We start from the raw sequence: 21,747 nt of genomic DNA on the forward strand, positions 1-21,747 counted from the left end.
AGCCTCCCTGCGGTCTTGGGGTGCTTGTCAAGGCATCTTTCCCGCCTTGACAAGCACCCCAAGACCGTCAGCACAATCAAGCTTCGGGGTGCCCCACGCCACCAGACCGGGCGCAATGTCGCCGCCAGGCGACGAGCCGCCCAGCCACCCATCCGTCCACAATGGACCCAACCCCCATCAGCTATGCTACCCCCGTGGCAACCCCGGCAGGCAGCAAAGGAATGCCGCGCCCGGAACGGGAGCGGCTGATCCTCGACGCCGCCGTCCAAGAATTCGGCACCCAGGGCTACGCCCACGCCTCGGTGGCCGCCATCGCCCGCCGCGCGGACATCTCCAAACCCCTGGTCTACGGCTACTTCGAATCCAAAGACGGCCTCTACCTCGCCTGCCTGCACCGAGGCGCGGCCCCGCTGGTCGACGCCGTCACCGAAGCCCAATCCGGCACCGGCCTGACCCGCGCGCTGGGCACCCTCGAAGCGATCTTCCGCACCCTGGAACCCCGCCGCCTGGACTGGGCCGTCCTCTGGGACCCGACGCTGCCCCCAGGCTCCGCGGTGGACGAAGCTGCCCGCTCCTACCGCCGCAAACTGTCCGCCCTCGGCGCGGAAGGAACCCAGGAAGCCTTGGCCTCCGCCGGTTTCGCCGACCCCGCCGACGCCTCGCTGTTCGCCCGCATCTGGTACGGCGCGGTCGCCGCCACTGTCAGCTGGTGGCTGGAGCACCCGGAGGAACCCGCCGAAATCACTACCCAGCGTTGCGCCCGCATCCTCACCGCCTTGCGCGGTTGACTTCGCAATCCACCCACTCGAAATACCCGCTCCCCGACACCGGCCGTCCGCGAAACGCACCGGAGTACGTGTACGCGCCGACATAACCGCGGCCATGGCCATACCGCAGCGGACTGTCCACAATCGCCTCCACCGCCACAATTTCCTCCCCGCCATCGCGCACGATCCACTTGAACCGCTCCGGCACCCGCATTTCCCGCCCTCGCGGATCAACCTCGGGCTCAGCCCGATGCCGCACCTCGACCCGCACCTCCCGGTACACCGCGGCGGCACCGTCCAGCGTGCGCAGATGCGCCAGCCGGCAAGCCGTCGCTCCGGCCGCGCGGACATCGGTCAGCAACAACTGCGTCCGGTCATCGAGATTGATGATCTGATAGGTGAAGAAGTCGACCGGCAGCTTGAACCGCGGCGGCAACGGCGAACGCCGAAGCGCTTGCGGCGAAAGCGATCTCGCGTACTCGACGGTGCAAAGGCCGCCGATCTCGGTCTCGCCGGTGTCGTCGGTGATCCTCCCGGTGAAGGTGGCGAGCAGGCTCAAGTGGGCATAGGCCGGATTGCGCACGAACCACGAAACCCGTGGCGTCGCGGTGATCGCCAAGTCCGCCGAGAAACCGTCGTAACGCGCATGGACCTGATAGGACGGATGCGCCGCCTCGATAGCCAGGTCCGAATCCCACTCCAGCCGAGAACTGTCCTCGGCGAAGCGGCATTCGGCGCGGGAATCGTAGGCCTGGTAGTGATGGTGCCCCGGCGCGGCGGTGGACGAGAGGACGGTCGTGGTGCGGCGGGCGTCGGAGGCCGCGAGATAGTCGTTGTCGAAACAGACCGCGCCGGTGCTGCCGATCAGGGTCATGGTGTTGAGGTAGCGGTGCGGCCGCGGCAGTTCCGGCACGAAGATGCCGTAATGCGTCCACGCCCAGGTCCGCGAATCCGGATGCGGCCGGAGCAGGCCGGGCCGGTCGAACGGCTTCGCGGACTCCTCGATCCGCTGGTCGAAGCGAGGGAGCAGCTTGTTCACCACGAACGGGGCGGCGGCGGTCAGCACGCTCATCTTTCCTCCTCCAGGCTTATTACCCTAGAGTAAGTTACTCTAGGGTCAATTCGGAAGGGAGCAGACGGATGACACGGTCCTGGTGGGGTTGGGGCGAGAGACTGAGCAAGCGCTGACCGCCGAAGAATCCGAGGCACTGGTCGCCCGAACGGCCGCCTTCCTGCCCGAGCACGACTTCACCGACCACGCTCCGCCCTCGCCGAACGACCTGCCAGTACCGCCGTCCCGGCTTCGCCCGCCCGCCCCGCTGGCCCGGCTGTGTTCGACCGACCAGACCGACCGGCTGTCGCACGCGCGCGGCAAGGCGTTCCGCGACGTCGTGCGGAACCTGGAAGGCCGGGTCGAAGCGGTGCCGGACGTCGTCGCGCGCCCGGAGTCCGAGCAGGACGTGCTCGACATCCTGGACTGGTGCTCCGCCGACGGCACGCCGGTAATCCCCTACGGCGGCGGCAGTTCCGTCGTCGGCGGCATCGAACCGCGGTTCCCCGGGCCCGCGGTGTCGCTGGACCTCAGCCGTCTCGACCAGGTCGTGGAGATCGACCGGACGAGCCGCACCGCGCGCATCCAGGCCGGGGTCTACGGGCCCGCGCTGGAGGACCAGCTCCGCCCGCACGGCCTGACGCTGCGGCACTACCCCCAGTCGTTCACGCATTCCACGCTCGGCGGCTGGCTCGCGACCCGCGCCGGCGGCCACTTCGCCACGCTGGCCACGCACATCGACGACCTCACCGAATCCCTGCGCGTGGTGACCCCAGCTGGGGTCAGCGAATCGCGGCGACTGCCCGGATCAGGGGCCGGACCGTCACCGGATCGGTTGTTCCTGGGCTCGGAAGGCACACTCGGCGTGATCACCGAAGCCTGGATGCGCCTGCAGGAACGTCCACGCTGGCAAGCCAAAGCGTCGGTGAGCTTCACCCGGTACGCCGACGCGCTGCGCGCCACCCGGGCAATCGCCCAGTCCGGCCTGTACCCGGCGAACTGCCGCCTCCTCGACGCCGCCGAAGCCTTCCTCAACACCGGAGTCCAGTCAGACGGCTTGCTGCTGCTCGCGTTCGAGTCCGCCGACCATCCGGTGGACGCCTGGCTCGACCGCGCGCTCGAGCTGACCGCGGACCACGGCGGCACGGTCACCGCCCGCCGCGGCGAGTCGGGTTCGGCATGGCGCTCGGCGTTCCTGCGGATGCCGTACCAGCGTGACGCGCTCGCCCGCCGCTCGATGGTGGTGGAGACCTTCGAGACCGCTTGCCCGTGGGACGCGTTCGAGCCCCTGCACGAAGCGGTCACGGCAGCCGCGAACGCGGCGATCGCCGAAATCTGCGGCGCGGGCGTGGTGACCTGCCGGTTCACCCACGTGTATCCGGACGGCCCCGCGCCGTACTACGGCATCTACGCGACCGGCCGCTGGGGCAGCACCGTCGCGCAATGGGACGAGCTGAAAACCGCGGTGTCCGAAGCGATCCTGGCCAACGGAGGCACGATCACCCACCACCACTCGGTCGGCCGCGACCATCGCCCGTGGTACGACCGGCAACGCCCCGGCCCGTTCGCCGCCGCCCTCTCCGCAGCGAAGGACGCCCTCGACCCGGCGGGGATCCTGAACCCGGGCGTCCTTCTCCGCTGACCCGTCACCGGCGCAGATACCGCAACGCCCGCGCCGCCGCGTGGCTGCCGCACATTCCGTGCGCACCCGGCCCCGGCGGCGTGGCCGCGGAACAAACGAAATGTCCCGGAACACCCACGTCGTACGGCTGCAACGTCGGCCGTGGACCGAACACCAGCTGCCGCACGTCCTTCGCGCCGGTGAGGATGTTCCCGCCGACGAAATTCGGGTTCGCCGCGGCGAATTCCGCCGACGACGTGGCCACCGAACCGATGACCCGCTCCCGGAAACCCGGCGCGAACCGTTCGATCTGCGCGGTGATCGCCTCGGTGGCGTCACCGGCATATCCGTGCGGCACGTGCGCGTACGCCCACACCGGATGCACGTCACCGACCGAACGCGACGGGTCAGCCAGATACTGCTGTCCCAGCAACACAAACGGCCGCTCCGGCATCCGTCCATTGTGCACTTCCCGCTCGACCGCGACGACCTCCGCCGCCGGTCCTCCCAAATGGACAGTCCCGGCTACCCGAGCTTCCGGCGAGCGCCACGGAATTCCGCCCTGCACGGCGAAGTCCACTTTGAACGCACCGGGACCGTAGCGAAACCGCTCGTACGCCCGCCGGATCCGCGGCGGCAACCGGTCGCCAAGCACCGAAGCCAGCGTCTTCGGCCCGACGTCCCACACCACCACGTCCGCCCGCGGCACCTGCGCAAGCGACTCCACCCGCACGCCGGTCTCGATCTTCCCGCCGAGGTCGGCGATCAACGCGGCCAAGGCGTCGCTGATCGCCCGCGACCCGCCCTCGGCGACCGCCCAGCCGTGCCGGTGCCCAGCGGTGAGAATGCCGAGCCCGATCGCGGACGACAGCGGCCGGTCCAGCGGACGGAACGCGTGCGCCGCCACCCCGAGCCACAGCGCTCGAGCCTGTTCGGTGCGGAAATACCGGGCCAGCACGGTCGCCGGAGCCAGCGTCGGCAGCCCGAACCGGCCCAGCAGCACCGGATGTTTCGGCACTCGCAGCAGCGGGCCGAGGATGTCCTCGCTCAGTGCGTCGTAATTCTGCGCGGGCGAGGAGAACAGCGCTGACCAGCGCCGTTCGTCCGAGCCGAGCCCGGCGGCGGTGCCGGAGACCGAGCGCCGCAGGACACCGGCGGAGCCGTCGTCGAGCGGGTGCACGCAGTCGATCTCCGGCAGCCGCCAGCGCAGGCCGTACCGGTCGAGGCCGAGGTCGGTCAGCACCGGCGAGCCGACCGCCATCGGATGGGTCGCGGAGCAGTGGTCGTGCCGCAGGCCGGGCACGATCGCCTCGTAGGTGCGGGTGCCGCCGCCGATCTCGTCGGCGGCCTCCAGCACCGTCACGTCGACCCCGGCGCGCGCCAGCACCGCCGCCGCGGCGAGCCCGTTCGGTCCGCTGCCGACCACCACCCCGGTAGTCATGCCAGCACGCTGCCGGTCTTGGCTTGCTGCGCACTCCAGGTGACGGTGAGCGGGATCGGGCCGTTCGGCAGCCACGGCTGCTCGTTGACCGCGTCGGCCACCGTCCAGTGACCGCGCTCGATCACTCCCACCGCCGCGTCGATCACCTGGTAATGCTGCACCTTCGAGTGGATGGCCTGCGATTCGACCCACACGACGATCCACTCGCCGGGCGCGAACCCGACGCGCTTCTGCACCGCGTTGACGAAGTCCAGGTTGTGCAGGTGCCCGTCGCCGAAGTTGAACCCGAGAATCGAGTTGCAGCCGAATTCGGCTTCCCGCACGGTCCGCGTTTCGAGATCCGGCAGGTTCTTCGCGAGCACCGAGAACAGCCCGCGGCCCTGGCTGTGCATCGACCGCCAGGCGATCGTCTGCTGCATGGTGATCTCGGCGACCTCGGCCGGGTAGCCCATCGCCCGCAACTGGTCGACCTGGTTCTTCGTCGGCCGGTGCGGGAGGGTGTTCAGCTTCGCCTCCGCACCGGGCGCGAACGCCCACAGCGCCGACGCCCAGTTGCCCGCGTACTGCCGCATCGACGGCAGGAACGACACCAGATCCGGTCGCAGATTGCCCAAGATCGGGAAGAACAGCAGCGCGGCGGCGATGACGCCGGCGAGCCAGCCTGGCGTCATGTCGCCGACACCGTATCCAGCGCTGGCCGGGAAACCGAGGAACAGGAAAATCGCGAGGTAGCCGAAGAGGATGTTCCACTCCAGCGGCACCGCCAGTGGGAACGTGGACGTGATGAACAGGTGGAAGACCACCATCAGCGCGACCCCGGCCAGCGTGACCCAGTGGTTGGTGGAGAACAGCAGCACCAGCGGCGTGATGATTTCCACCGTCGTGCCGCCGACGTGCGCCATGAACGTCGCGAGTTTCGAGGGCCGGATGTCGTTCGGGAAATCGCGGTAATGCGCCCGCTTCAGCCACTTGAACGGAACACACGGGCTGTTGGACACCATCGGCGGCACCACGTTCGTGAAATGCTTGCCGAACTTCGAGACGCCCGCGCCGATCCAGACAATGCAGATCAGCAGTTTCGCGGCGATGATCATGTTCACGAACGGCAGGAAGGCGAAGAACACCAGCGCGGGAAGATATTGTTCACCACGAGCGGCGAGGAAAATCGTCTTGTCCCGCAGGCCATTCAGCACATACAGCACGATCGGCGCGATCAGCAACGCCGGGCGCACCAGACCCGAGGTGTTGCCGGGCAGCGCGGCGGACAGCGAAGCGTCCGGGACACCGGGCAGCACGATCGCGGTCAGCAGCGTCGCGAGGAACGCCAGGTACAGCAGCACATCGAAGCCGGTTCGCCGGTCGCCCGCGGTGAACGGCACGCGTTTCCACGGCCGCAGCCGGATCGTCCCGGGACGGGCCCAGAACAGGATCCCGCCGGTCATCGGCTTGAACTTGCCCGCGATCGGACCCCAGGAACCGGCGACGCCGACGGTTTCCAGCAGTACCGTCCACAGCACGAGCTTTTGGTAGACGACTGGTTCGCGCCACCACGCGGCGACGTCCCAGAACGGACCGACGCCGGAGGTCGCGGTCGCCAGCGCCACCCCGGCCAGCGCATAGAGGAAAACCAGCTTCACCACATACGTCGCCGGAATCATCTTGGGCGAGCCGAATCCGAACTGGACCCAGTGCAGCGCGAGCGCTTTGGTTCGTTCGAACAGCGGCTTCCGCAGGAAGGTTTCCGGATCCACCGGGGGAAAGTCTCCGGTTGTGAACCCCATTGTTCTCCGCCTTTCTCCGGGCAGCATCGACCGGACCCGCTGATGCGGGCACGGATTTTTCGTTCAGAAGAGGGAATCAGCCCGCCGCGGCGAGGTCGCGGCGCAGCGCGGGTTTGTCGATTTTGCCGACCGGGTTCCGCGGCAGCGCGGGCACGATGTCGATCCGCACCGGCACCTTCACCCGCGTCAGCCGGGCCCGGCAGTGCTCCAGCAGTTCGTCTTCGGTCGCGGCCGCTCCCGGGTAGAGCGTCACGGTCGCCACCGGCAGTTCCCCGAGCACCGGATGCGGCGCGCCGACCACCGCGGCTTCCAGCACGGCCGGGTGGGCGTGCAGGGCGTTCTCGATCTCCTTGGGGTAGAGGTTCTCCCCGCCCCGGATGATCATGTCCTTGATGCGGTCCACCAGGACGAGGTAACCGTCCTCGTCGAACCGGCCGACGTCGCCGGTGTGCAGCCAGCCGTCGACGATCGTCGCGGCGGTCTCCTCCGGCCGGTTGAGGTAGCCGCGCATCACGTTCGGACCGCGGACCACGACCTCGCCCGGGCCGTCGGGCACCAGCCGCCCGGCCGAGTCCATCAGCGCGACCTCCTGTCCGGGCAGCGGGCGCCCGACGGTGCCCGGTTTGCGCGGGCCGGCCAGCGGATTCAGCGTCGAAGCGCAGGTTCCCTCGGAGAGGCCATAGCCCTCGACGACCACCACGCCGAACCGGTCCTCGACGCGCCGGATCAGCTCCGCGGGCATCGGCGCGGCACCGCAAACCACCAACCGCAGGGACGACGTATCCGGCCGCACCGTGTCCGGCAGACCCGCCAGCCGTGCGTAAATGGCTGGTACGGCAGAGAAATACGTCGGCCGAATCCGTTCGACGACAGTGAAGAAATCGTCGGCGCGGAATCTTCCGGCGATGGTCGAGCGACCACCGGCGAGCAGCGGCGCGAGCACACTGACCACGATTCCGTTGACGTGGAACAGCGGAAGGATCAGCAAACTGTGTTCTGCTGGGCCGAGTTTGAGCGCGTTGACGATCATTTCGGTCATCGCCCGCACGTTGGCGTGGTCGAGCACGACGCCTTTCGGCTTTCCCGTGGTGCCGCTGGTGTAGATGAGCAACGCGACCGCGTGGTCGTCGCCGGCCACCGGACCCTCGTCGGGCGCGGCCGTCGCCAGTTCCTCGATCCGCACCGTCACCAGGCTGGAATCGCCTTGCCCCACCACGACTTTCGCTTGCGCATCGGCGATCTGGAACGAGGCCTCGCCGTCGGTCAGCTCCGGGTTCACCGGCGTGACCGCGGCACCGAGCCGCCAGGCGGCGAACAACACCACCGCGAACTCGACGCGATTCGGCAGCAGCACCGCGACGACGTCGCCGGCGCCGACCCCGCGGGCCCGCAAGGCGGCCGCCGCACTGCGCACCCGCACCGCGAAACCCGCGTTGCCGAGTTCGCCGTGTTCATCGGCGAGGCAAGGCAGATTCGGGCTCCGCCGGGCCCGTTCTTCAGGCAGCGCCGCGAGGTGCATCGTCGAAGTCCTTTCCCAGGGCGGCTCAGGTGGGAAATGACGGTAAGGACGCGAAGTGACCCAGGCCATAGGCCGCAGAACCGAAGGCTCCGCCGGTCGTTGTGCCGGGGTCACAACCGCCTGCACCGAGGGGGTGAACGACGCCGCTCGCCTGTCGCGGCAGCGGTCCGGTGGTTACCCTGACCGCCATGTCCGACGCCGTCGACGCCGTCGTGGCCGAGATCGCGCACGCCATCGACGCCGACCTCGCCGCCCGCACCACCGAGCTCACCGACTGGTTCGTCGAGATGATCCCGGAGTTCCGGCACGACGAGACCGTCCGCAAGCTCATGATCGCCAGCACGTCGGCGAATCTGGTCGCGATCCTCGACATGCTGTCGCATTCCATCCCGCTCGACCGGATCACCGTCCCGCCCGCCGCGGCCGAGTACGCGCGCCGGTTCGCCCAGCACGAGCTGTCGCTGGAGGCACTGCTGCGCGCGTACCGGCTCGGCGAGCACCGGTTCGAACAATGGGCGATCGAGGCGCTGGAACGGCAGCCGAACATCGACACCCAGCTCGCGCTCGGCGTGCTCGCCGAACTGTCGCGGCGCACCAACCGCTACATCGACCAGGTCATCGAGGGCCTGATCGACATCTTCGAAACCGAACGCCGCCGCTGGAGCAGCCGCACCGGGGCCGCCCGGGCAGCGCAGATCCGGCTGGTCCTCGAGTCGGACACGCTCACCGACGACGCCGCGCAGCAGTTGCTCGCCTTCCCGATGCGCCAGTGGCACTGCGCGGCGGTCGCGTGGCTGCCCGCCGAGGGCGCGGGCGAACTGCAGGCCGCGGCCCGGTTGCTGCAGGAGGTGTGCGGGCGCGGTCCAGCGCTCACCATGCTGGCGGACGACCGCACCCTGTGGAGCTGGACGGTCAGCACGGAACGTGACGACATCGAGGTCGAACGGCTCCGCGCCGGCGTGGCGGACATCGGCGGCGGCCTGCGCCTGGCCCTAGGCGCGCCGGGTTACGGGCTGGCTGGCTTCCGCGGATCGCTGCGGGAGGCGGTCCGCGCGCGAGCGGTCGCCGAGACCGACGAGGACCAGAGCCAGAACGTGGTGCTGTTCGACGACGTCGCGATCGCCGCCTTGCTCACCGAACAGTCCGACGACATCTACCGCTGGATCGCCCGGGTCCTCGGAGACCTGGTCGCCGACGACCCCGGCACCGAGCAGCTGCGCGAAACGCTGCGGGTCTTCCTCGACGCGGACGGCAGCTACACGCACGCCGCCGCCCGGCTGCACCTGCACAAGAACACCGTCCACTACCGGGTCCGCAAGGCCGAGGAACTGTGCGGACGGCCGCTCGCCGAACACCGGCTGGAAGTGGAGGTCGCCCTGCGTGCGGCCACCTTGCTGCGCAAGCGGCTGCCCTGGAACGAGCCTGGCTGAGCCGCCGGTCCATTGTGGATTCTTTGGCCTTCGCGCGGCGCCGTGTTAGCCTGTCGCCGTGCTGCGCCTCATGATGTCCGAGCGACTCGTAACCCGGCGCGCCGGCTGAACCAGGCTGCCGGCGCGCGACGCCGGTGTGCGGTTTTTGCTTCGGGACCTGGCCCTTTCTTCCTCGCCAGACCTTCTTTCCCGGAGAACGCCATGTCCTTGAGCACCTTTTCGTCCGCCCCGTACACCTCCGCCCCGGCCATGCTGGTCCGCCGCCGGATCGCGACGTACTTCGTCGGCGGCATCGACCAGATCCCCGGCCTGGTCACCACGCTGACCCAGCACGGGAAGCTGATCCACGAGCTGTCCGTCGACGTCCGCGAGGGCGTCCGGGAAAGCAGCATGGTCAGCACCGTCCTGGTCAGCCCGGACGCGCTCGACGCCCTGCTGGACGCGCTGCGCGAGCTGTCGTCGGTCGTCTCGGCGGAACTGGCCTGACCCGGCCCCGCTCCCGGCCCGGAGGCAGACTGGGGTCCCCACCCCAGCGAAAGGCGCCCCACATGCGTTTGGCGGACAAGATCGCCCTGATCACCGGAGCTTCGAGCGGCATGGGCCGAGCGGCCGCCCTCACCTTCGCCCGCGAAGGCGCGACGGTCGTCGTCACCGACGTCGAAGACGCGGACGGCACCGCCGTGGCCGAAGAGATCCGCGCCCACGGCGGCCAGGCCGAATACCGCCGCCTGGACGTCACCGACGAAGCCTCCTGGACGGCCGCCGTCACCCACGTCCTCGACCACCACGGACGGCTCGACGTCCTGGTCAACAACGCCGGCATCAGCGGCACCTTCGACCCGGACCTGACCAGCACGGCGTTCTACGACCGGCTGCTGCAGGTCAACGCGCGCGGAGTGTTCCTGGGCATCAAGCACGGCGCCGCGGCGATGTCCGGCCGAGGCGGAGGTTCGATCGTGAACCTGACGTCCATCGCGGCGTCCATCGGGCAGATCGGCGTGCACCTGGGATACGCCGCGTCGAAGGGCGCGATCAAGGCGATGACCACCACCGCGTCCGTCCACTACGCGGGCGAGGGCATCCGCGTCAACGCGGTCGCGCCGGGATTGCTGCCGCCGATGCGCACCTCGCGGGGCTCCACTGACCCGGTGTGGCGAGCGAAGCAGGTCGAGGGCGTGCCGATGGGGCGGACCGGGGAGGTGCAGGAGGTCGCGGACGTGATCTTGTTCCTGGCTTCCGCGGAATCGTCGTACGTGACCGGGGTGGAAATCCAGGTCGACGGGGGTTACACGGCGCAGTAGGCGGTTTCGCTCGCCGGGCTCCCGCGGACCGCAGCGGGAGCCCGGACCTACGTCGCGTCGTTGCCTCCCCGCGGACCCGGTCTGTCTCCCGAACAGCCGTCCTCGACCGCCCCTCGCGGTACGTTCACCGGACCACTCCCCGGTGGCGAGACGGAGGCGAAGCCGATGGAGCTGAGGCAGGTCGAACACTTCCTCGCCGTGGTCCGGCACGGCAACTTCACCCGCGCCGCCCAAGACGTGCACGTGGTGCAGTCCGCGCTCAGCGCGTCCATCCGGAAGCTGGAAGCCGACCTCGGCGCGGAACTGTTCGACCGCACCACTCGCCGGGTGACCCTCACCCCCGCGGGCGAGGCTCTGCTGCCCTTGGCGCGTCAAATCGCCACGGACGTCGACTCCGCCCGAGGCGAGGTAGCCGCGGTGACCGGCCTCGCGCGGGGCCGGGTGTCGATCGGCACGATCCAGACCCTGACCGTTCTCGACCTGCCCGCGAAGCTCGGCGAATTCCGGGCCCGCTACCCGGGAATCCGGCTGCGCGTCCGGGAAGGCACCATTCCCGGCTTGACCGCCGCGGTGTCCGGCGGCGAGCTGGATCTGTCCTATGTGGGCGGTCCGCTGCCAGAGGAGCTGGCCGAGTTCGCCAGCTGGCAGCAGAACCTGGTCCTGCTCACCCACCCCGGGCACCGCCTGTCGACCCGCCGCCGGGTACGCCTGGCCGAACTGGACGGCGAACCCTTCGTCGACTTCACCGGCAGCGGCCTGCAAGCCCTGGTCGAGCGCGCCTTCGCCGAGGCCGGCGTCCGCCGGGACCAGGTCTGCGAGGCGACGAATGTCCCGCTGCTGGTCGACCTGGTCGCGGCCGGGCTGGGCGTCACCGTGGTCCCCGAGCAGGTCGCCGCCCGGTCCGGACTGCCGTACGCCCAGCTCACCCAGCCGACACTCGCCCGCACGATCTACCTGACCGGCCGCTCGGCACACCTCACCAACCCGGCGGCCCGGGCGCTGCTGGCCCACCTCCTCGCCTGACCCCGCGCACCGGCGCGAGCACCAGCGCGAACCCGGCCAGCCCCAGCACCAACGCGACGGTCGTCAACCCGGTGATCCCCGCGACGAACGCCAACGCGAACGCCCTGCCGCCAAACCGCCGCAGCAACCGGACCGCGGCGCGAGTCTCTCCGTCGAGCGGCTCGACCTCCGACGTCTGGCCAGTGCCCACCGCGCGGTCGACACTGGCACCCGCCGGGCGATGGGTTGCCACCGGTTCCGCGCGCGTCAGCTGGTCCGAGTGGGTCCTCGGCTCGACGCTCCCCACCGGGCAGCCATCGACCGCCGCCGGGGCGACGCTCTCCGCGCGAGTGTTGCTCGCCGTCGCGCCCTCACCCGTCGCAGCAACGGACGCGGCGTCCGATGCGCGGCCAGCAGGACCCAGGCCAGGGTCAGTATCGGCGGACCGGTCCCCCAGCAGGTCACCGTCGAGGCTCCCGTCGTCGCTTCGGCCGGAGTTCTCGGCGGAATCGCCGGGCACAGAGGTCATGGGCTGAGTATTGGCTCGCGTCGGCCGCCCAGTCCAACACCTGTTTTCGCTGCGATTCAGCGATGAAATCGATCGCTCTCGCTTGTCGACGTGCCACCGCTCTCCCGTGCCGCATCCTGCTTCGCCGACGGCCGGGGATGCCGCGTCGGGCGCTGGCGGGCGACGGGGTAGCGAGCGAGCGGATGTGCTTCGTCCAAGCGGTGGCGGGCGCGGCGGGGCAGGTCGTCCGAGGGCGAGACCCAACGCCGCGCCGAGTCGTCGGGTTGGGCGGACGGAGGAGCATTCGGCGGCGAAACGGCCGAGCGACGCCGGGCGGCGCGGCGCAGGAACACCACGGCCAGCACCACGAACACCGCGGCGACGGCCACCAGGAGCCACCAAGCTTGCATTCGTCCTCCCGTCGTGGGTGGGTCGCACGCAAGGGTGCCCGCTTGGCCCGCCGACAGCTCGATGTCCACACCGCCGGGTGTCACCGGAACGGGGGGTGGTTGCTGGATAATCGCGGAGGACGGGACGCCGAGCAGGTCCGGCTTCGTCGAAGCTAACAGGATTGGCCTGACGACGGAGCTTCTCTTGGCGTGGGCGAAGACAGCTGGGGCCATTCGGGTGAGCAGCACAGTCTCTCCGGGACCGCCAACCGGAATGCCTGCTGCAGCGGAAGGCGCCCCAAGCCATGCAATGACGAACGCGAGCCCGCGCGACCGGCAACCGAGACGCTCGGCGCACCGGAAGACCCCCGAGCCATTCAGTGATCAACGCGAGCCCGCCGGGCCCGGCAGCCGAGATCCTTGGCGCTCCCGAAGACGACTCGAGCCCTCCACTGACCAACGCAAGCCCACCCGAACCGGCAACCGAGATCCTTGGCACCCCGGCACACGACTCAGACAATTCAATGACCAGCGCGAGCCCGCCGGGCCCGGCAACCAAATGCCTGGCCCAGCGCAAGACGCCCCATGCCATCCAACGACCGACGCAAGCCCACCAGAACCGGCAGCCGAGCTGCGGTGGCCGGACGCAGCATCACGTCATCGCCCACCAACGCCCATCCCCGCGCGAAGCCCAAAAACCTGCGCCCGACCTTCGCGGAAAGCCCTACTTCACCCCGTCCCGCAGCGTCGACACCCGGTCCACCGCCGCGGTGAACTCCCCGCTCGGCAGGGATCCGTTCGACAACCCAGCAGCCAACGCGGAAGCGGCATCGTCGCCTTGGCTCACGTCTCGAGCCGAAGCCAGGATCAGGTCCATCCCCGCCTTCGCCGCCAGCACGGCGCGGTTTCCCGTCCCGCCGTAGGACTTCAGCGCGCCGGCCTCCAGCGCGTCCGTCACGGTTACCCCGGCGAACTTCGTGTTGTTCCGGAGCTCCTGCACGGCCGTCGGCGAGAGCCCGGCGGGCCGGGACGCGTCGAGCGCCGGGTACACCGCCCACGAGAGCATCACGAGCTTCACGCCGGCGTCGACGACCGGGCGGTAGGGAGCCTCGTCCTTGGCACGCAGTTCGGGCAAGGGCACGTTCAAAGTCACCGGGCCGACGTCGGTGTTGCTTCCGGCGGGCGCGGCGCCCAGGCCGGGGAAGTGCTTGGCCGTCGCGGCGACGCCGGTTGCCTGCTGAGAGGTCACGAAGTCCCGTCCCAGGGCGCCAGCCACCTGCGGATCCTGGCTATAGGAACGGCCGTATTTGTCGATGAAATTGCCCGGTTGGCGGTAGACGTCCAGGACCGGCGCGAGGTTGACGTTCATGCCCGCCCCGGCGAGGTTCCGGCCGGCGCCGGTGCCCGCCGCGTTGGCCGCGGCGGCCGGGTCGGCGGACTGGGCCACCTGCTTCTCCGACAGAACCGGCTCGCCGGGCAGCCGGCGGACCTTGCCGCCTTCCTGGTCGGTCATCAGCAGCAGCGGGCGGTGCACCGGGCTTTGCGCGTTCGCTTCCCGTAATTGTCGTACGACGGCGGTAATCTGCTGGGAGTTCGAGATGTTTTCGCCGAAGAAGATCACGCCGGCCGCCTCGCCGGCGCGGATCCGTTGCAGCAGCGAAGCGGGCGGGGTCAGACCAGGATAGGAGTAGATCACCCGCTGTCCGGCCAGTTGCCGCGGCGTGAGTCCAGCGGGAGTGGCGGCGACCGTGCTCATCGCGAGCACCGTCACGGCCAGAGCCAGCAATGCCTTACGACGCTTCATGCGACCTCCGTTCGCGAGCCGTCACACCACGCTAACCCCCATTGGGCGGGCGCGCACCGCACCAGAATGCGCCGCGCGGCTTCGCGGAGCCCAGCGACAAGGAGCTACGAGTCGTGAGCGGACATCAGACCCAGTACGGGACCCGCGCGCGGTAATTGCGCAGCACCAGCATCGCCAGCGACCAGCCGACCACGGTCACCACACCCGCCACCAGCCAATGCGTCCAGCTCTGCTGTTGCCCGACCAGCGGGGCGCGCACGATCTCGACGAAGTGATAGACCGGGTTGAGCTGCAGCAGATTCACCGCGACGGAACCGAATCCCTCGCGCGAGTTCTGGTTCATCGCGCGCACCTGGTCCATCGACCACATGATCGGCGTCGCGTAAAACAGCATCGTGATGAAGCTCTGGATCACCGGCGGAATGTCCCGGAACCGAGTGGACACGACGCCGAACAGCAGCACCACCCACGCACCGTTCACCAGCACCAGCATCAGGGCGGGCACGGCCAGCAGCATTCCCCAGCCGAGCCCGGGGTGCAGCAACGCGTATTCCTTGTCCACCAAATGATATGGATGCGAGAGCTTGCCGAAAAAGATCGCCAGCACCAGGACGTACACGACGAGGTTGTGCGCCAGATACAACGCCTGCCGCCACACTGTGCGCAAGGCGTAAACCGACACCGGAGCCGGCAGCTGCTTGATCATCCCCTCGTTCGCGATGAACGTTTCCGAACCTTCGACGATGCAGCCGTTCATGAAGTTCCACAGGATGAGCCCGGTGGTGATGCTCGGCAGCAGGGTCGAAATGGAAGTGCCGAACAGCGCGGAGTTCACCACGCCCAGCGCGAGCGCGGTGACCGCCATCCCGACGGTGATCCACAACGGCCCCAGCGACGAACGCCGGTAGCGCTGCTTGATGTCCTGCCACGCCAGCAGCGCCCACAGTTCCCGGGCACGCAGCCCGGCCCGCAGGTCGGCGAAGGCACGACGCCAGCTTCTCGGGTCCGCAGCGATCGCGGGCGGAGCGGTCATGAAAGCGAACTTAGCCGCGATCACCGTCGCCGCCAACACACGACTACGGTGTGCCGGGTGAGCTTTTTCCTGTCCCGCGTCCTTTCCGCGCTCCGTGACGGCGGCGACACGGTGCTGTTCCACCACGACGACACCACGCTGACGTACCGGTCGGCGGCACAGCTGTTGTCGCGACTGTACGGCGGGCTCGCCGAGGTGCGCGGCATGGTGGCGATCGACGCCGCCAACCGGCCGGAAGTGGTGCTCACCCAGCTGGCTGCGCAGCTGCGGGGACTGGAGGTCGTGCTGATCGCCGCGTCCGCGAGCCGTCCGGCGCGGGCGGCAACACTGGCGGCCACCGGAGCGACGTTGCTCACCGACGCCGAACTCGACACACTCGCCGGCACCCGTCCGTCCACTCCGGACACCTTGCCGGGCAGCGTCACGGCGATCTTTCCCAGCGGCGGCACCACCGGGACCCCGAAACTGATCCGGCACAGCGGAATCTACGACGGCGTCGCCCATATCTTCCAACCGGACGGAACCAAGACCGCCCTCGTCACCGCGCCGCTCACGCACATGACCGGCAATGCCGCCGTCCTTGGCGCACTCTGCTGCGGCAACACCGTGGTGCTGCACCGGGAATTCGACGCCGACAGGGTCCTCGCCGATATTGAGCGGCATCGCATCACGACGCTTTCCCTTACTCCGCCCCGGCTCGCCGCGCTACTCGACCATCCGAGACTGTCCACTACGGACGTTTCCAGCGTGCAGCAGCTTTCCCTCGGCGCCGCACCGTTGCCACCCCGCCGGCTAGCCGAAGCGCTCAAGGTGTTCGGCCCAGTCGTCGGACAAGGCTACGGACTCACCGAAGCGCCGATGATCGCCAGCATTTCCGCGGACGAAGTCCTTGCCCGGCCCGGACTTCTCGGTTCCGTCGGCCGGATCGTGCCCGGAATGGAAGCCCGCGTCGAGGACGGCGAAATACTCGTCCGCGGACTGTCCATGATGGACGGATACCACGGGCAGCCGCCGATCGGCGACGGCTGGCTGCGCACCGGCGACCTCGGCCGCTTCGACGAGGACGGCTACCTTTACCTGGAGGACCGGATCGACGACGTCATCGTCACCGGCGAGCACGGCACGAAGGTCTCCTCGACCGCGGTGGAGCACGCGCTTCTGAGCCACCCCCAGGTGAAGGCCGCCGCGGTCGTCCCCGCGTCCGGCCCGGACGGGACTCTGCTGCACGCCGTGGTGGTCGCCGGTCAGACAACCACGGACGAACTGCGCGACCAGGTCCGCGAAAAACTCGGCGGCGAGCACTTCGTACCGTCCACTGTGGAATTCCGGGACGAGCTGCCGCTCACCCCAGTGGGCAAAGTGGACAAACAGCGGCTCAAGCGCTGACTGACCGGCCCAGCAGCCGCTCCCGGTGATGCTCCTCGTGCAAGTCCCGCCGCCGTGCGTGCAGCAGTTGCGCCAGCGTCACTTTGCCGAGCACGCGCGACGGATCATGCCGGTCGACCACCAACGCCTGCGTCGTGTGCCCAAGCGCCAATTCATTCGCGACGTCACGCAAAGTGTCGTCCGCGTAGACGACGACATCGGCCGACATCTGCACATCCGGTTGGTGCGTCATCACTTCATGCACGAAGAACGTCTCAAGTGGATCAGTCGTGTACTCGCGAGTGAGATGCAGACGCCGCCGCGCGATCTTCTCCGTGAGCACGGAACGCTTGAGCAGCAACACCGAAAGCCCGTATGCCGAGAAGGACGCGACGACCAGCGGCAGCAGGTAACTCCACGCGTGCGTCAGCTCCAAGGTGAACACAATGCCGGTGAACGGCGACCGCATCACGCCGCCGACCACCGCGGCCAGGCCGCACGTCGCCCAGAATCCGGGCGCGACCTGGGGCAGCAAACCGCCTTCGGCGGCACCCAGCGCGGCCCCGATCATGAACACCGGCGCGAGCACGCCGCCAGACGTCCCGGATCCGAGGGACAGCGCCCAGATCAGCGTCTTGACCACCAGGATCCCGACGATCAGCGACGCGGTCGCGTGCCCGGTGAGCAGCGCGTCGATCACGTCGTAACCGACCCCGAGCGCGTGCGGTTCGATCAGGCCGCCGACGCCGATCACCAGGCCGCCGAGCGCGGGCCACCACATCCAGTGCACGGGCAGCCGGCCGAAAAGGTCCTCGGCGAAGTAGACGAGCGCGGTCGCGCCGATCGCCAGCAACCCGCCGGTCAGGCCGGGAATGAGGGCGAGCCCGTCGGCGGCCGGGCCGGGGTTGGCCCCGGCGAAGGGGACCCCGAAGACCGGTCCGGTGCCGAGCAGGTACCCGCGGCAGATCGTCGCGACCGACACCGCGGCGGCCACCGGCACGAGACTGCGCGGCCGCCATTCGAACAACAGCAGTTCGACCGCCAGCAGAACCGACGCGAGCGGTGCGTTGAACGTCGCCGCCATCCCGCCCGCGGCACCGGCGACGAGCAGCGTCTTGCGTTCGTCCGCGGACAGTTTCAGCAGCTGCGCGAGGATCGACCCGACCGCGCCGCCGGTCATGATGATCGGCCCCTCGGCGCCGAACGGACCGCCGGTGCCGATGCTGACCGCCGCCGACACCGGCTTCAGCACCGCGACGCGCGGGGCCACCCGGCTGCCTCCGGTGAGGATCGCTTCGATCGCCTCCGGCATGCCGTGGCCGCGGATCTTCTCCGAGCCGTAGCGCGCCATCAGGCCGATCACGAGCCCGCCGGCGACCGGTGCGAACAGCACGAGCCACCACGGGTGGTGCTGCGCGCCCGGCGCGACGAGATCCGTGGCGACGCGTTGGTAGAAGACCAGGTTGGTGATCAAGCCGATGAGCTTGAGCAGCGCGAACGCCGCGACCGCCGCCGCACCGCCCACCGGCAGTGCGATCGCGGTGATGAGCAGCATCCGCGGGTTGACTGCGAAGTCGCCGAGGTGCGCGGCCCGCGCTGGAACCTTCACAGCCGGCCCGGCCCAGCCGTGGGCACGCCCGGTGCCGATTCCGCCGCCATGACCAGATCACGGACCGCGGCGGCGACCGCCTGCCGCCGCGCGCCCGGCACTTCCGCCAGCAGTTCGGACAAGGCGCGCTGCCGCCGGCCCACGACTCCCGCGACCACCTCGCGTCCGGCAGCGGTGACCTCGATCGTCACCACCGTGCGGCGGTGCTCGTCCTCGCCGCGCACGACGTACCCGTGCGCCTCGAGTTTGTCGGCCAGCCGCGTGACCGAGGACGCGTTCACGCCCATCGCCTCGGCGAGCCGCGAACACGGGACGCGGCCCAGGCTGTCGAGCACCACCAGCAATCGCACCTGCGGGAAGGTGACGCCGCGCGGGGCGGCGTGCGCGCTGTCCCAGGCCACGGCCACGAGCACGCGAGTCAGCCGCTCGAGGGCGGCCACGTCGTCCGGCGAACCTTGCATAGTGCAAAAGTTGCTATAGCCAAGGCTCTGGGTCAAGAGTGGGCTCGGTCACCAGCCGTTTCGCCCCGCTCGCCGGTTTTGTCGGTGATCTTGGCTAGGGTGGGTGCCGGCGACGCGGAGGTGAGCCGGTGGAGGACCACCCACTCCGGGGCAACCCCGGGGAGCAGCACGACACGTACCCACAGCGCCCCGCGCAGCGGCGGCACGCTCCGCGTGCGAGACAGCGCGGATGAACGGAGAACGAGTCGCCTCCGCGTCGCTGCTCGAACCGATGCCGGTGTGGCGCTGGCCGGTCGCCCGGTGGACCACGTTCGACGAATGCGCCGCCGCCCTCGACCTCACGCCCGGCGAGCTGTCCTGGTTCGCCGACGAAGGCGGCTGGCACCGGCGGTCCCGGCCGGTGCTGCGGCATTACCGTTACCGCTGGATCCCGACGGCCACCGGCGGCGCGCGGCTGATCGAGCAGCCGAAACCCCGGCTGGCCGAGGTGCAACGCCGGGTCCGCAGGCACGTGCTCGACGCGCTGCCGGTCCACGAGGCCGCGCACGGTTTCCGCCGCGGCCGCTCGATCCACACCTGCGCCCGTCCGCACGCCGGGCAGGACCTGGTCGTGCGGCTGGATCTAGCCGGCTTCTTCCCGACGGTCTCCGCCTCCCGCATCCGGTCGCTGCTCGACCTGGCTGGTTATCCGCGAGCGGTCGCCGCCGCTATCACTGGAATCCTCACCACGCGCACGCCGGTCGACGTCCTGCGCTCCGCGCCCGCGCGATCGAGGATGCTGGACCACCTCGCCAGCACGCACCTGCCGCAAGGCGCGCCCTCATCGCCTTCAGTGGCGAACGCCGTCACCCACCACCTGGACCGCAGGCTCTCCGGCCTCGCCGCCGCACTGGGCGCAAACTACACCCGCTACGCCGACGATCTGGCCTTCTCCGGTGCGGCGAGCCTGCCGCTGCACCGGCTGTTGCCGGGCGTCCGGCGGATCGTGACCGACGAAGGATTCCGCCTGCGCGACGACAAGACGTCCGTGAAACCAGCGTACCGGCAGCAACGCGTCGCGGGCCTGGTAGTGAACGCCATACCGGCCGTCGCCCGAGCCGAGTACGACGAACTGCGAGCCGTGCTGCACAACTGCGCCCGCACCGGCCCGGCACCGCAGAACCGCGCCGGACACCCGGACTTCCGCGCGCACCTGCTCGGCCGGATCGCGTGGATCAGTGCCGCGAACGAGACCCGCGGCGCGAAATTGCGCGCGCTGTTCGCCCGGATCGACTGGTCCGGAATCGGCGATTCAGACCGATAACAGGCTGAGATTCCGCTCCATCTCAGCCCACCATCCGGCCGCCGGAACATCGCGCGGCTGAATCAGCGAGGCTTTGACCAGAATGTCCGGCCGGTTTTCTCGCCACGCGTAGGAAAAAAGCTCGTCGTAATGCTCCCGCGGAAGCCACCCCTGTTCGCGCCCCGCTTCCAATCGCATGAGCTGCCGAGCAAGATCCACACTGCTTCGCTCACAACTGCGAAACGCTTTCGAGAATCTTTGCACGGCCGCCGCGTCGCCCCGGCGAACTGCCTGGCAGGCAAGGAAAAGCACCGTCACGGCCAGCACGTCCGACCGGTGCACCCCGCCCTCCGCCGCCAGATGTTCCGCCAGCTGAAAACTGCGCTTCCGCCGTCCCCGGCGCACCATTTCCGCCAGCGCTCGCTGCTGCCGGGCAAGGTATTCGTCTTCCCGCACGTACTGCACAGCGTTCCCTCCCCTGCGCCCGCTCCCGACCCGGGCCGCTTCCCGGTACAGGATGCTCCACCAGGGTGACAGATACGCCGGCGACACTCAGCCGTTCGGAGCAAAATATCACCCAGGGGCATCGACAGTACCCGACCGCGCAAGCCGCGGAATTCGTGCTGCACCTCAGGAATCGGACCCGTTCGGCAGGGGTGGAAGTTTTAGCGGGCCGGTTTCCGCATCGATTCCGGGGCCTTGTTCCGGGTTGCCGACTCGGATCGGCGACGCCGCTGCGGAATCCGCATTCCGGGGCGACTGACCCATGTGGACACCCGGCGACGGGTGGGCGCGGCAGTCGTGAATCGCTTTCATGCCAACGGCTTGTTCCGCACAAGCGGAGCGAGCCTCCGGGCGGTTCGCGCTACGGCCGCGTCGCGCGAGGCGGGTTTTCAGCGCGCTTTCCTCGCCATTCGGACCAATCGGGCGGCGGTGGTGGGCCGCCGTCGATGGGAAACCATCTAGCGTCGAACGACAGCTGCGGACAGAACCTCGACGCAGCGGTCGGCGTTCCGGGCAATACGAAGGAAGCCATGACCCAGGGCTTGGGCCAGCGCACGCTTATTCAGACCGACCGGACTGCCCGGCCAGGCCGCATGCTCGACCAACGCCGTCGCAGCAGGCTGACGTTGCGGCGGGTACCCCGCCCGCCCGTGCCGAAACCTCTCCCGCATCGGTTGCCAGGAACGCTCATGCACTCGACCAGCCCACGCTAGCCGCAGCCCGATGCCGCTGCGGGCTAACCGCCATCCATACCAAGTTGCCCGGCAGGCTCAGGTACCCGACTGGCCCCGCCGCCCCAGACCGGTGCTCAGCGGGCTAATACTCCAGCTGTAGTTCGTGATCGGGTGCTGGTTGTTGGTGTCGCTGCTGGTAGTGGCT

The 21,747-nt window shown here is 69.3% G+C and carries 19 protein-coding genes; 8 read left to right on the forward strand and 11 right to left on the reverse strand.

Annotated elements, in window-relative coordinates:
• Positions 1–194 precede the first annotated feature (194 nt).
• Positions 195–788, forward strand: a complete 594-nt coding sequence (locus L942_RS09620) for a TetR/AcrR family transcriptional regulator (protein WP_235079004.1) — start codon at positions 195–197, stop codon at positions 786–788.
• Here the strand turns inward: L942_RS09620 and L942_RS09625 are convergent.
• On the reverse strand, positions 769–1,839 hold the full coding sequence (locus tag L942_RS09625) for a DUF6670 family protein (protein ID WP_037357730.1): 1,071 nt from the start codon (positions 1,837–1,839) through the stop codon (positions 769–771). The two genes, L942_RS09620 and L942_RS09625, sit on opposite strands and share 20 nt — an antisense overlap.
• A gap of 82 nt (positions 1,840–1,921) precedes the next feature.
• Between L942_RS09625 and L942_RS09630 the strand changes: the two genes are divergently transcribed.
• A complete protein-coding gene (locus L942_RS09630) occupies positions 1,922–3,460 on the forward strand; it encodes an FAD-binding oxidoreductase (protein ID WP_235079007.1) in 1,539 nt (512 codons plus the stop codon).
• Between the two features lie 4 nt (positions 3,461–3,464).
• On the opposite strand, the gene L942_RS09635 is transcribed toward L942_RS09630, so the two are convergent.
• The 3 genes from L942_RS09635 to L942_RS09645 form a co-directional block, all read right to left on the reverse strand.
• The gene (locus tag L942_RS09635) at positions 3,465–4,880 is read right to left on the reverse strand and encodes a phytoene desaturase family protein (RefSeq protein WP_037357733.1); all 1,416 of its coding nucleotides are present in this window, start codon (positions 4,878–4,880) and stop codon (positions 3,465–3,467) included.
• On the reverse strand, positions 4,877–6,661 hold the full coding sequence (locus tag L942_RS09640) for a DUF3556 domain-containing protein (protein WP_037357736.1): 1,785 nt from the start codon (positions 6,659–6,661) through the stop codon (positions 4,877–4,879). The genes L942_RS09635 and L942_RS09640 overlap by 4 nt, the downstream gene beginning before the upstream one ends.
• 76 nt (positions 6,662–6,737) lie before the next feature.
• Entirely contained in the window at positions 6,738–8,180 is a 1,443-nt protein-coding gene (locus L942_RS09645; RefSeq protein ID WP_037357739.1) for a class I adenylate-forming enzyme family protein, read from the reverse strand.
• A 188-nt stretch (positions 8,181–8,368) separates the two neighbouring features.
• Here L942_RS09645 and L942_RS09650 point away from each other — a divergent pair, with 188 nt between their 5' ends.
• The 4 genes from L942_RS09650 (at position 8,369) to L942_RS09665 (ending at position 11,934) form a co-directional block, all read left to right on the forward strand.
• The gene (locus L942_RS09650) at positions 8,369–9,610 is read left to right on the forward strand and encodes a PucR family transcriptional regulator (protein ID WP_106964849.1); all 1,242 of its coding nucleotides are present in this window, start codon (positions 8,369–8,371) and stop codon (positions 9,608–9,610) included.
• A gap of 201 nt (positions 9,611–9,811) precedes the next feature.
• Positions 9,812–10,096 (forward strand): hypothetical protein, encoded by a 285-nt coding sequence (locus L942_RS09655; RefSeq protein WP_037357742.1) that lies wholly within the window; start codon positions 9,812–9,814, stop codon positions 10,094–10,096.
• Between the two features lie 62 nt (positions 10,097–10,158).
• Positions 10,159–10,911, forward strand: coding sequence for an SDR family NAD(P)-dependent oxidoreductase (locus L942_RS09660; protein WP_037357744.1), 753 nt, complete (start codon positions 10,159–10,161; stop codon positions 10,909–10,911).
• A gap of 165 nt (positions 10,912–11,076) precedes the next feature.
• On the forward strand, positions 11,077–11,934 hold the full coding sequence (locus tag L942_RS09665) for a LysR family transcriptional regulator (RefSeq protein WP_037357747.1): 858 nt from the start codon (positions 11,077–11,079) through the stop codon (positions 11,932–11,934).
• Here L942_RS09665 and L942_RS09670 read toward each other — a convergent pair.
• The 4 genes from L942_RS09670 to wzm form a co-directional block, all read right to left on the reverse strand.
• Positions 11,888–12,442, reverse strand: a complete 555-nt coding sequence (locus L942_RS09670; RefSeq protein WP_037357750.1) for a hypothetical protein — start codon at positions 12,440–12,442, stop codon at positions 11,888–11,890. The two genes, L942_RS09665 and L942_RS09670, sit on opposite strands and share 47 nt — an antisense overlap.
• Before the next feature lie 56 nt (positions 12,443–12,498).
• Complete coding sequence (locus L942_RS44210) at positions 12,499–12,810, reverse strand: hypothetical protein (protein ID WP_158684449.1); 312 nt, start codon at positions 12,808–12,810, stop codon at positions 12,499–12,501.
• A gap of 724 nt (positions 12,811–13,534) precedes the next feature.
• On the reverse strand, positions 13,535–14,614 hold the full coding sequence (locus L942_RS09675; protein WP_037357753.1) for a glycoside hydrolase family 3 N-terminal domain-containing protein: 1,080 nt from the start codon (positions 14,612–14,614) through the stop codon (positions 13,535–13,537).
• Between the two features lie 124 nt (positions 14,615–14,738).
• Complete coding sequence (gene wzm / locus L942_RS09680; protein ID WP_037357773.1) at positions 14,739–15,647, reverse strand: galactan export ABC transporter permease subunit Wzm/RfbD; 909 nt, start codon at positions 15,645–15,647, stop codon at positions 14,739–14,741.
• A 57-nt stretch (positions 15,648–15,704) separates the two neighbouring features.
• On the opposite strand from wzm, the gene L942_RS09685 reads away from it, so the two are divergent.
• A complete protein-coding gene (locus tag L942_RS09685; protein ID WP_037357755.1) occupies positions 15,705–17,033 on the forward strand; it encodes a class I adenylate-forming enzyme family protein in 1,329 nt (442 codons plus the stop codon).
• Here L942_RS09685 and L942_RS09690 read toward each other — a convergent pair.
• Both L942_RS09690 and L942_RS09695 read right to left on the reverse strand, forming a co-directional pair.
• Entirely contained in the window at positions 17,023–18,621 is a 1,599-nt protein-coding gene (locus tag L942_RS09690) for a chloride channel protein (RefSeq protein WP_037357757.1), read from the reverse strand. The genes L942_RS09685 and L942_RS09690 overlap by 11 nt on opposite strands.
• The gene (locus tag L942_RS09695) at positions 18,618–19,082 is read right to left on the reverse strand and encodes a MarR family winged helix-turn-helix transcriptional regulator (protein ID WP_037357760.1); all 465 of its coding nucleotides are present in this window, start codon (positions 19,080–19,082) and stop codon (positions 18,618–18,620) included. Before L942_RS09695 ends, L942_RS09690 begins: the two co-directional genes overlap by 4 nt.
• A 229-nt stretch (positions 19,083–19,311) precedes the next feature.
• Here L942_RS09695 and L942_RS09700 point away from each other — a divergent pair, with 229 nt between their 5' ends.
• Positions 19,312–20,385, forward strand: a complete 1,074-nt coding sequence (locus tag L942_RS09700) for a reverse transcriptase family protein (RefSeq protein WP_037357763.1) — start codon at positions 19,312–19,314, stop codon at positions 20,383–20,385.
• Here L942_RS09700 and L942_RS09705 read toward each other — a convergent pair.
• Entirely contained in the window at positions 20,374–20,829 is a 456-nt protein-coding gene (locus L942_RS09705; protein ID WP_037357767.1) for a hypothetical protein, read from the reverse strand. The genes L942_RS09700 and L942_RS09705 overlap by 12 nt on opposite strands.
• Between the last annotated feature and the right edge of the window lie 918 nt (positions 20,830–21,747).

It is taken from the genome of Amycolatopsis orientalis DSM 43388 (assembly GCF_000411975.1).
GTDB lineage: Bacteria > Actinomycetota > Actinomycetes > Mycobacteriales > Pseudonocardiaceae > Amycolatopsis > Amycolatopsis orientalis_D.

What these genes read in the sequence shown, in the direction of transcription:
- L942_RS09625 (WP_037357730.1), bottom strand. Translation starts at nt 1,839, where the DNA reads ATGAGCGTGCTGACCGCCGCCGCCCCGTTCGTGGTGAACAAGCTGCTC.
- L942_RS09635 (WP_037357733.1), bottom strand. Translation starts at nt 4,880, where the DNA reads ATGACTACCGGGGTGGTGGTCGGCAGCGGACCGAACGGGCTCGCCGCG.
- L942_RS09640 (WP_037357736.1), bottom strand. Translation starts at nt 6,661, where the DNA reads ATGGGGTTCACAACCGGAGACTTTCCCCCGGTGGATCCGGAAACCTTC.
- L942_RS09645 (WP_037357739.1), bottom strand. Translation starts at nt 8,180, where the DNA reads ATGCACCTCGCGGCGCTGCCTGAAGAACGGGCCCGGCGGAGCCCGAAT.
- L942_RS09650 (WP_106964849.1), top strand. Translation starts at nt 8,369, where the DNA reads ATGTCCGACGCCGTCGACGCCGTCGTGGCCGAGATCGCGCACGCCATC.
- L942_RS09655 (WP_037357742.1), top strand. Translation starts at nt 9,812, where the DNA reads ATGTCCTTGAGCACCTTTTCGTCCGCCCCGTACACCTCCGCCCCGGCC.
- L942_RS09660 (WP_037357744.1), top strand. Translation starts at nt 10,159, where the DNA reads ATGCGTTTGGCGGACAAGATCGCCCTGATCACCGGAGCTTCGAGCGGC.
- L942_RS09665 (WP_037357747.1), top strand. Translation starts at nt 11,077, where the DNA reads ATGGAGCTGAGGCAGGTCGAACACTTCCTCGCCGTGGTCCGGCACGGC.
- L942_RS09670 (WP_037357750.1), bottom strand. Translation starts at nt 12,442, where the DNA reads ATGACCTCTGTGCCCGGCGATTCCGCCGAGAACTCCGGCCGAAGCGAC.
- L942_RS09675 (WP_037357753.1), bottom strand. Translation starts at nt 14,614, where the DNA reads ATGAAGCGTCGTAAGGCATTGCTGGCTCTGGCCGTGACGGTGCTCGCG.
- wzm (WP_037357773.1), bottom strand. Translation starts at nt 15,647, where the DNA reads ATGACCGCTCCGCCCGCGATCGCTGCGGACCCGAGAAGCTGGCGTCGT.
- L942_RS09695 (WP_037357760.1), bottom strand. Translation starts at nt 19,082, where the DNA reads ATGCAAGGTTCGCCGGACGACGTGGCCGCCCTCGAGCGGCTGACTCGC.
- L942_RS09700 (WP_037357763.1), top strand. Translation starts at nt 19,312, where the DNA reads ATGAACGGAGAACGAGTCGCCTCCGCGTCGCTGCTCGAACCGATGCCG.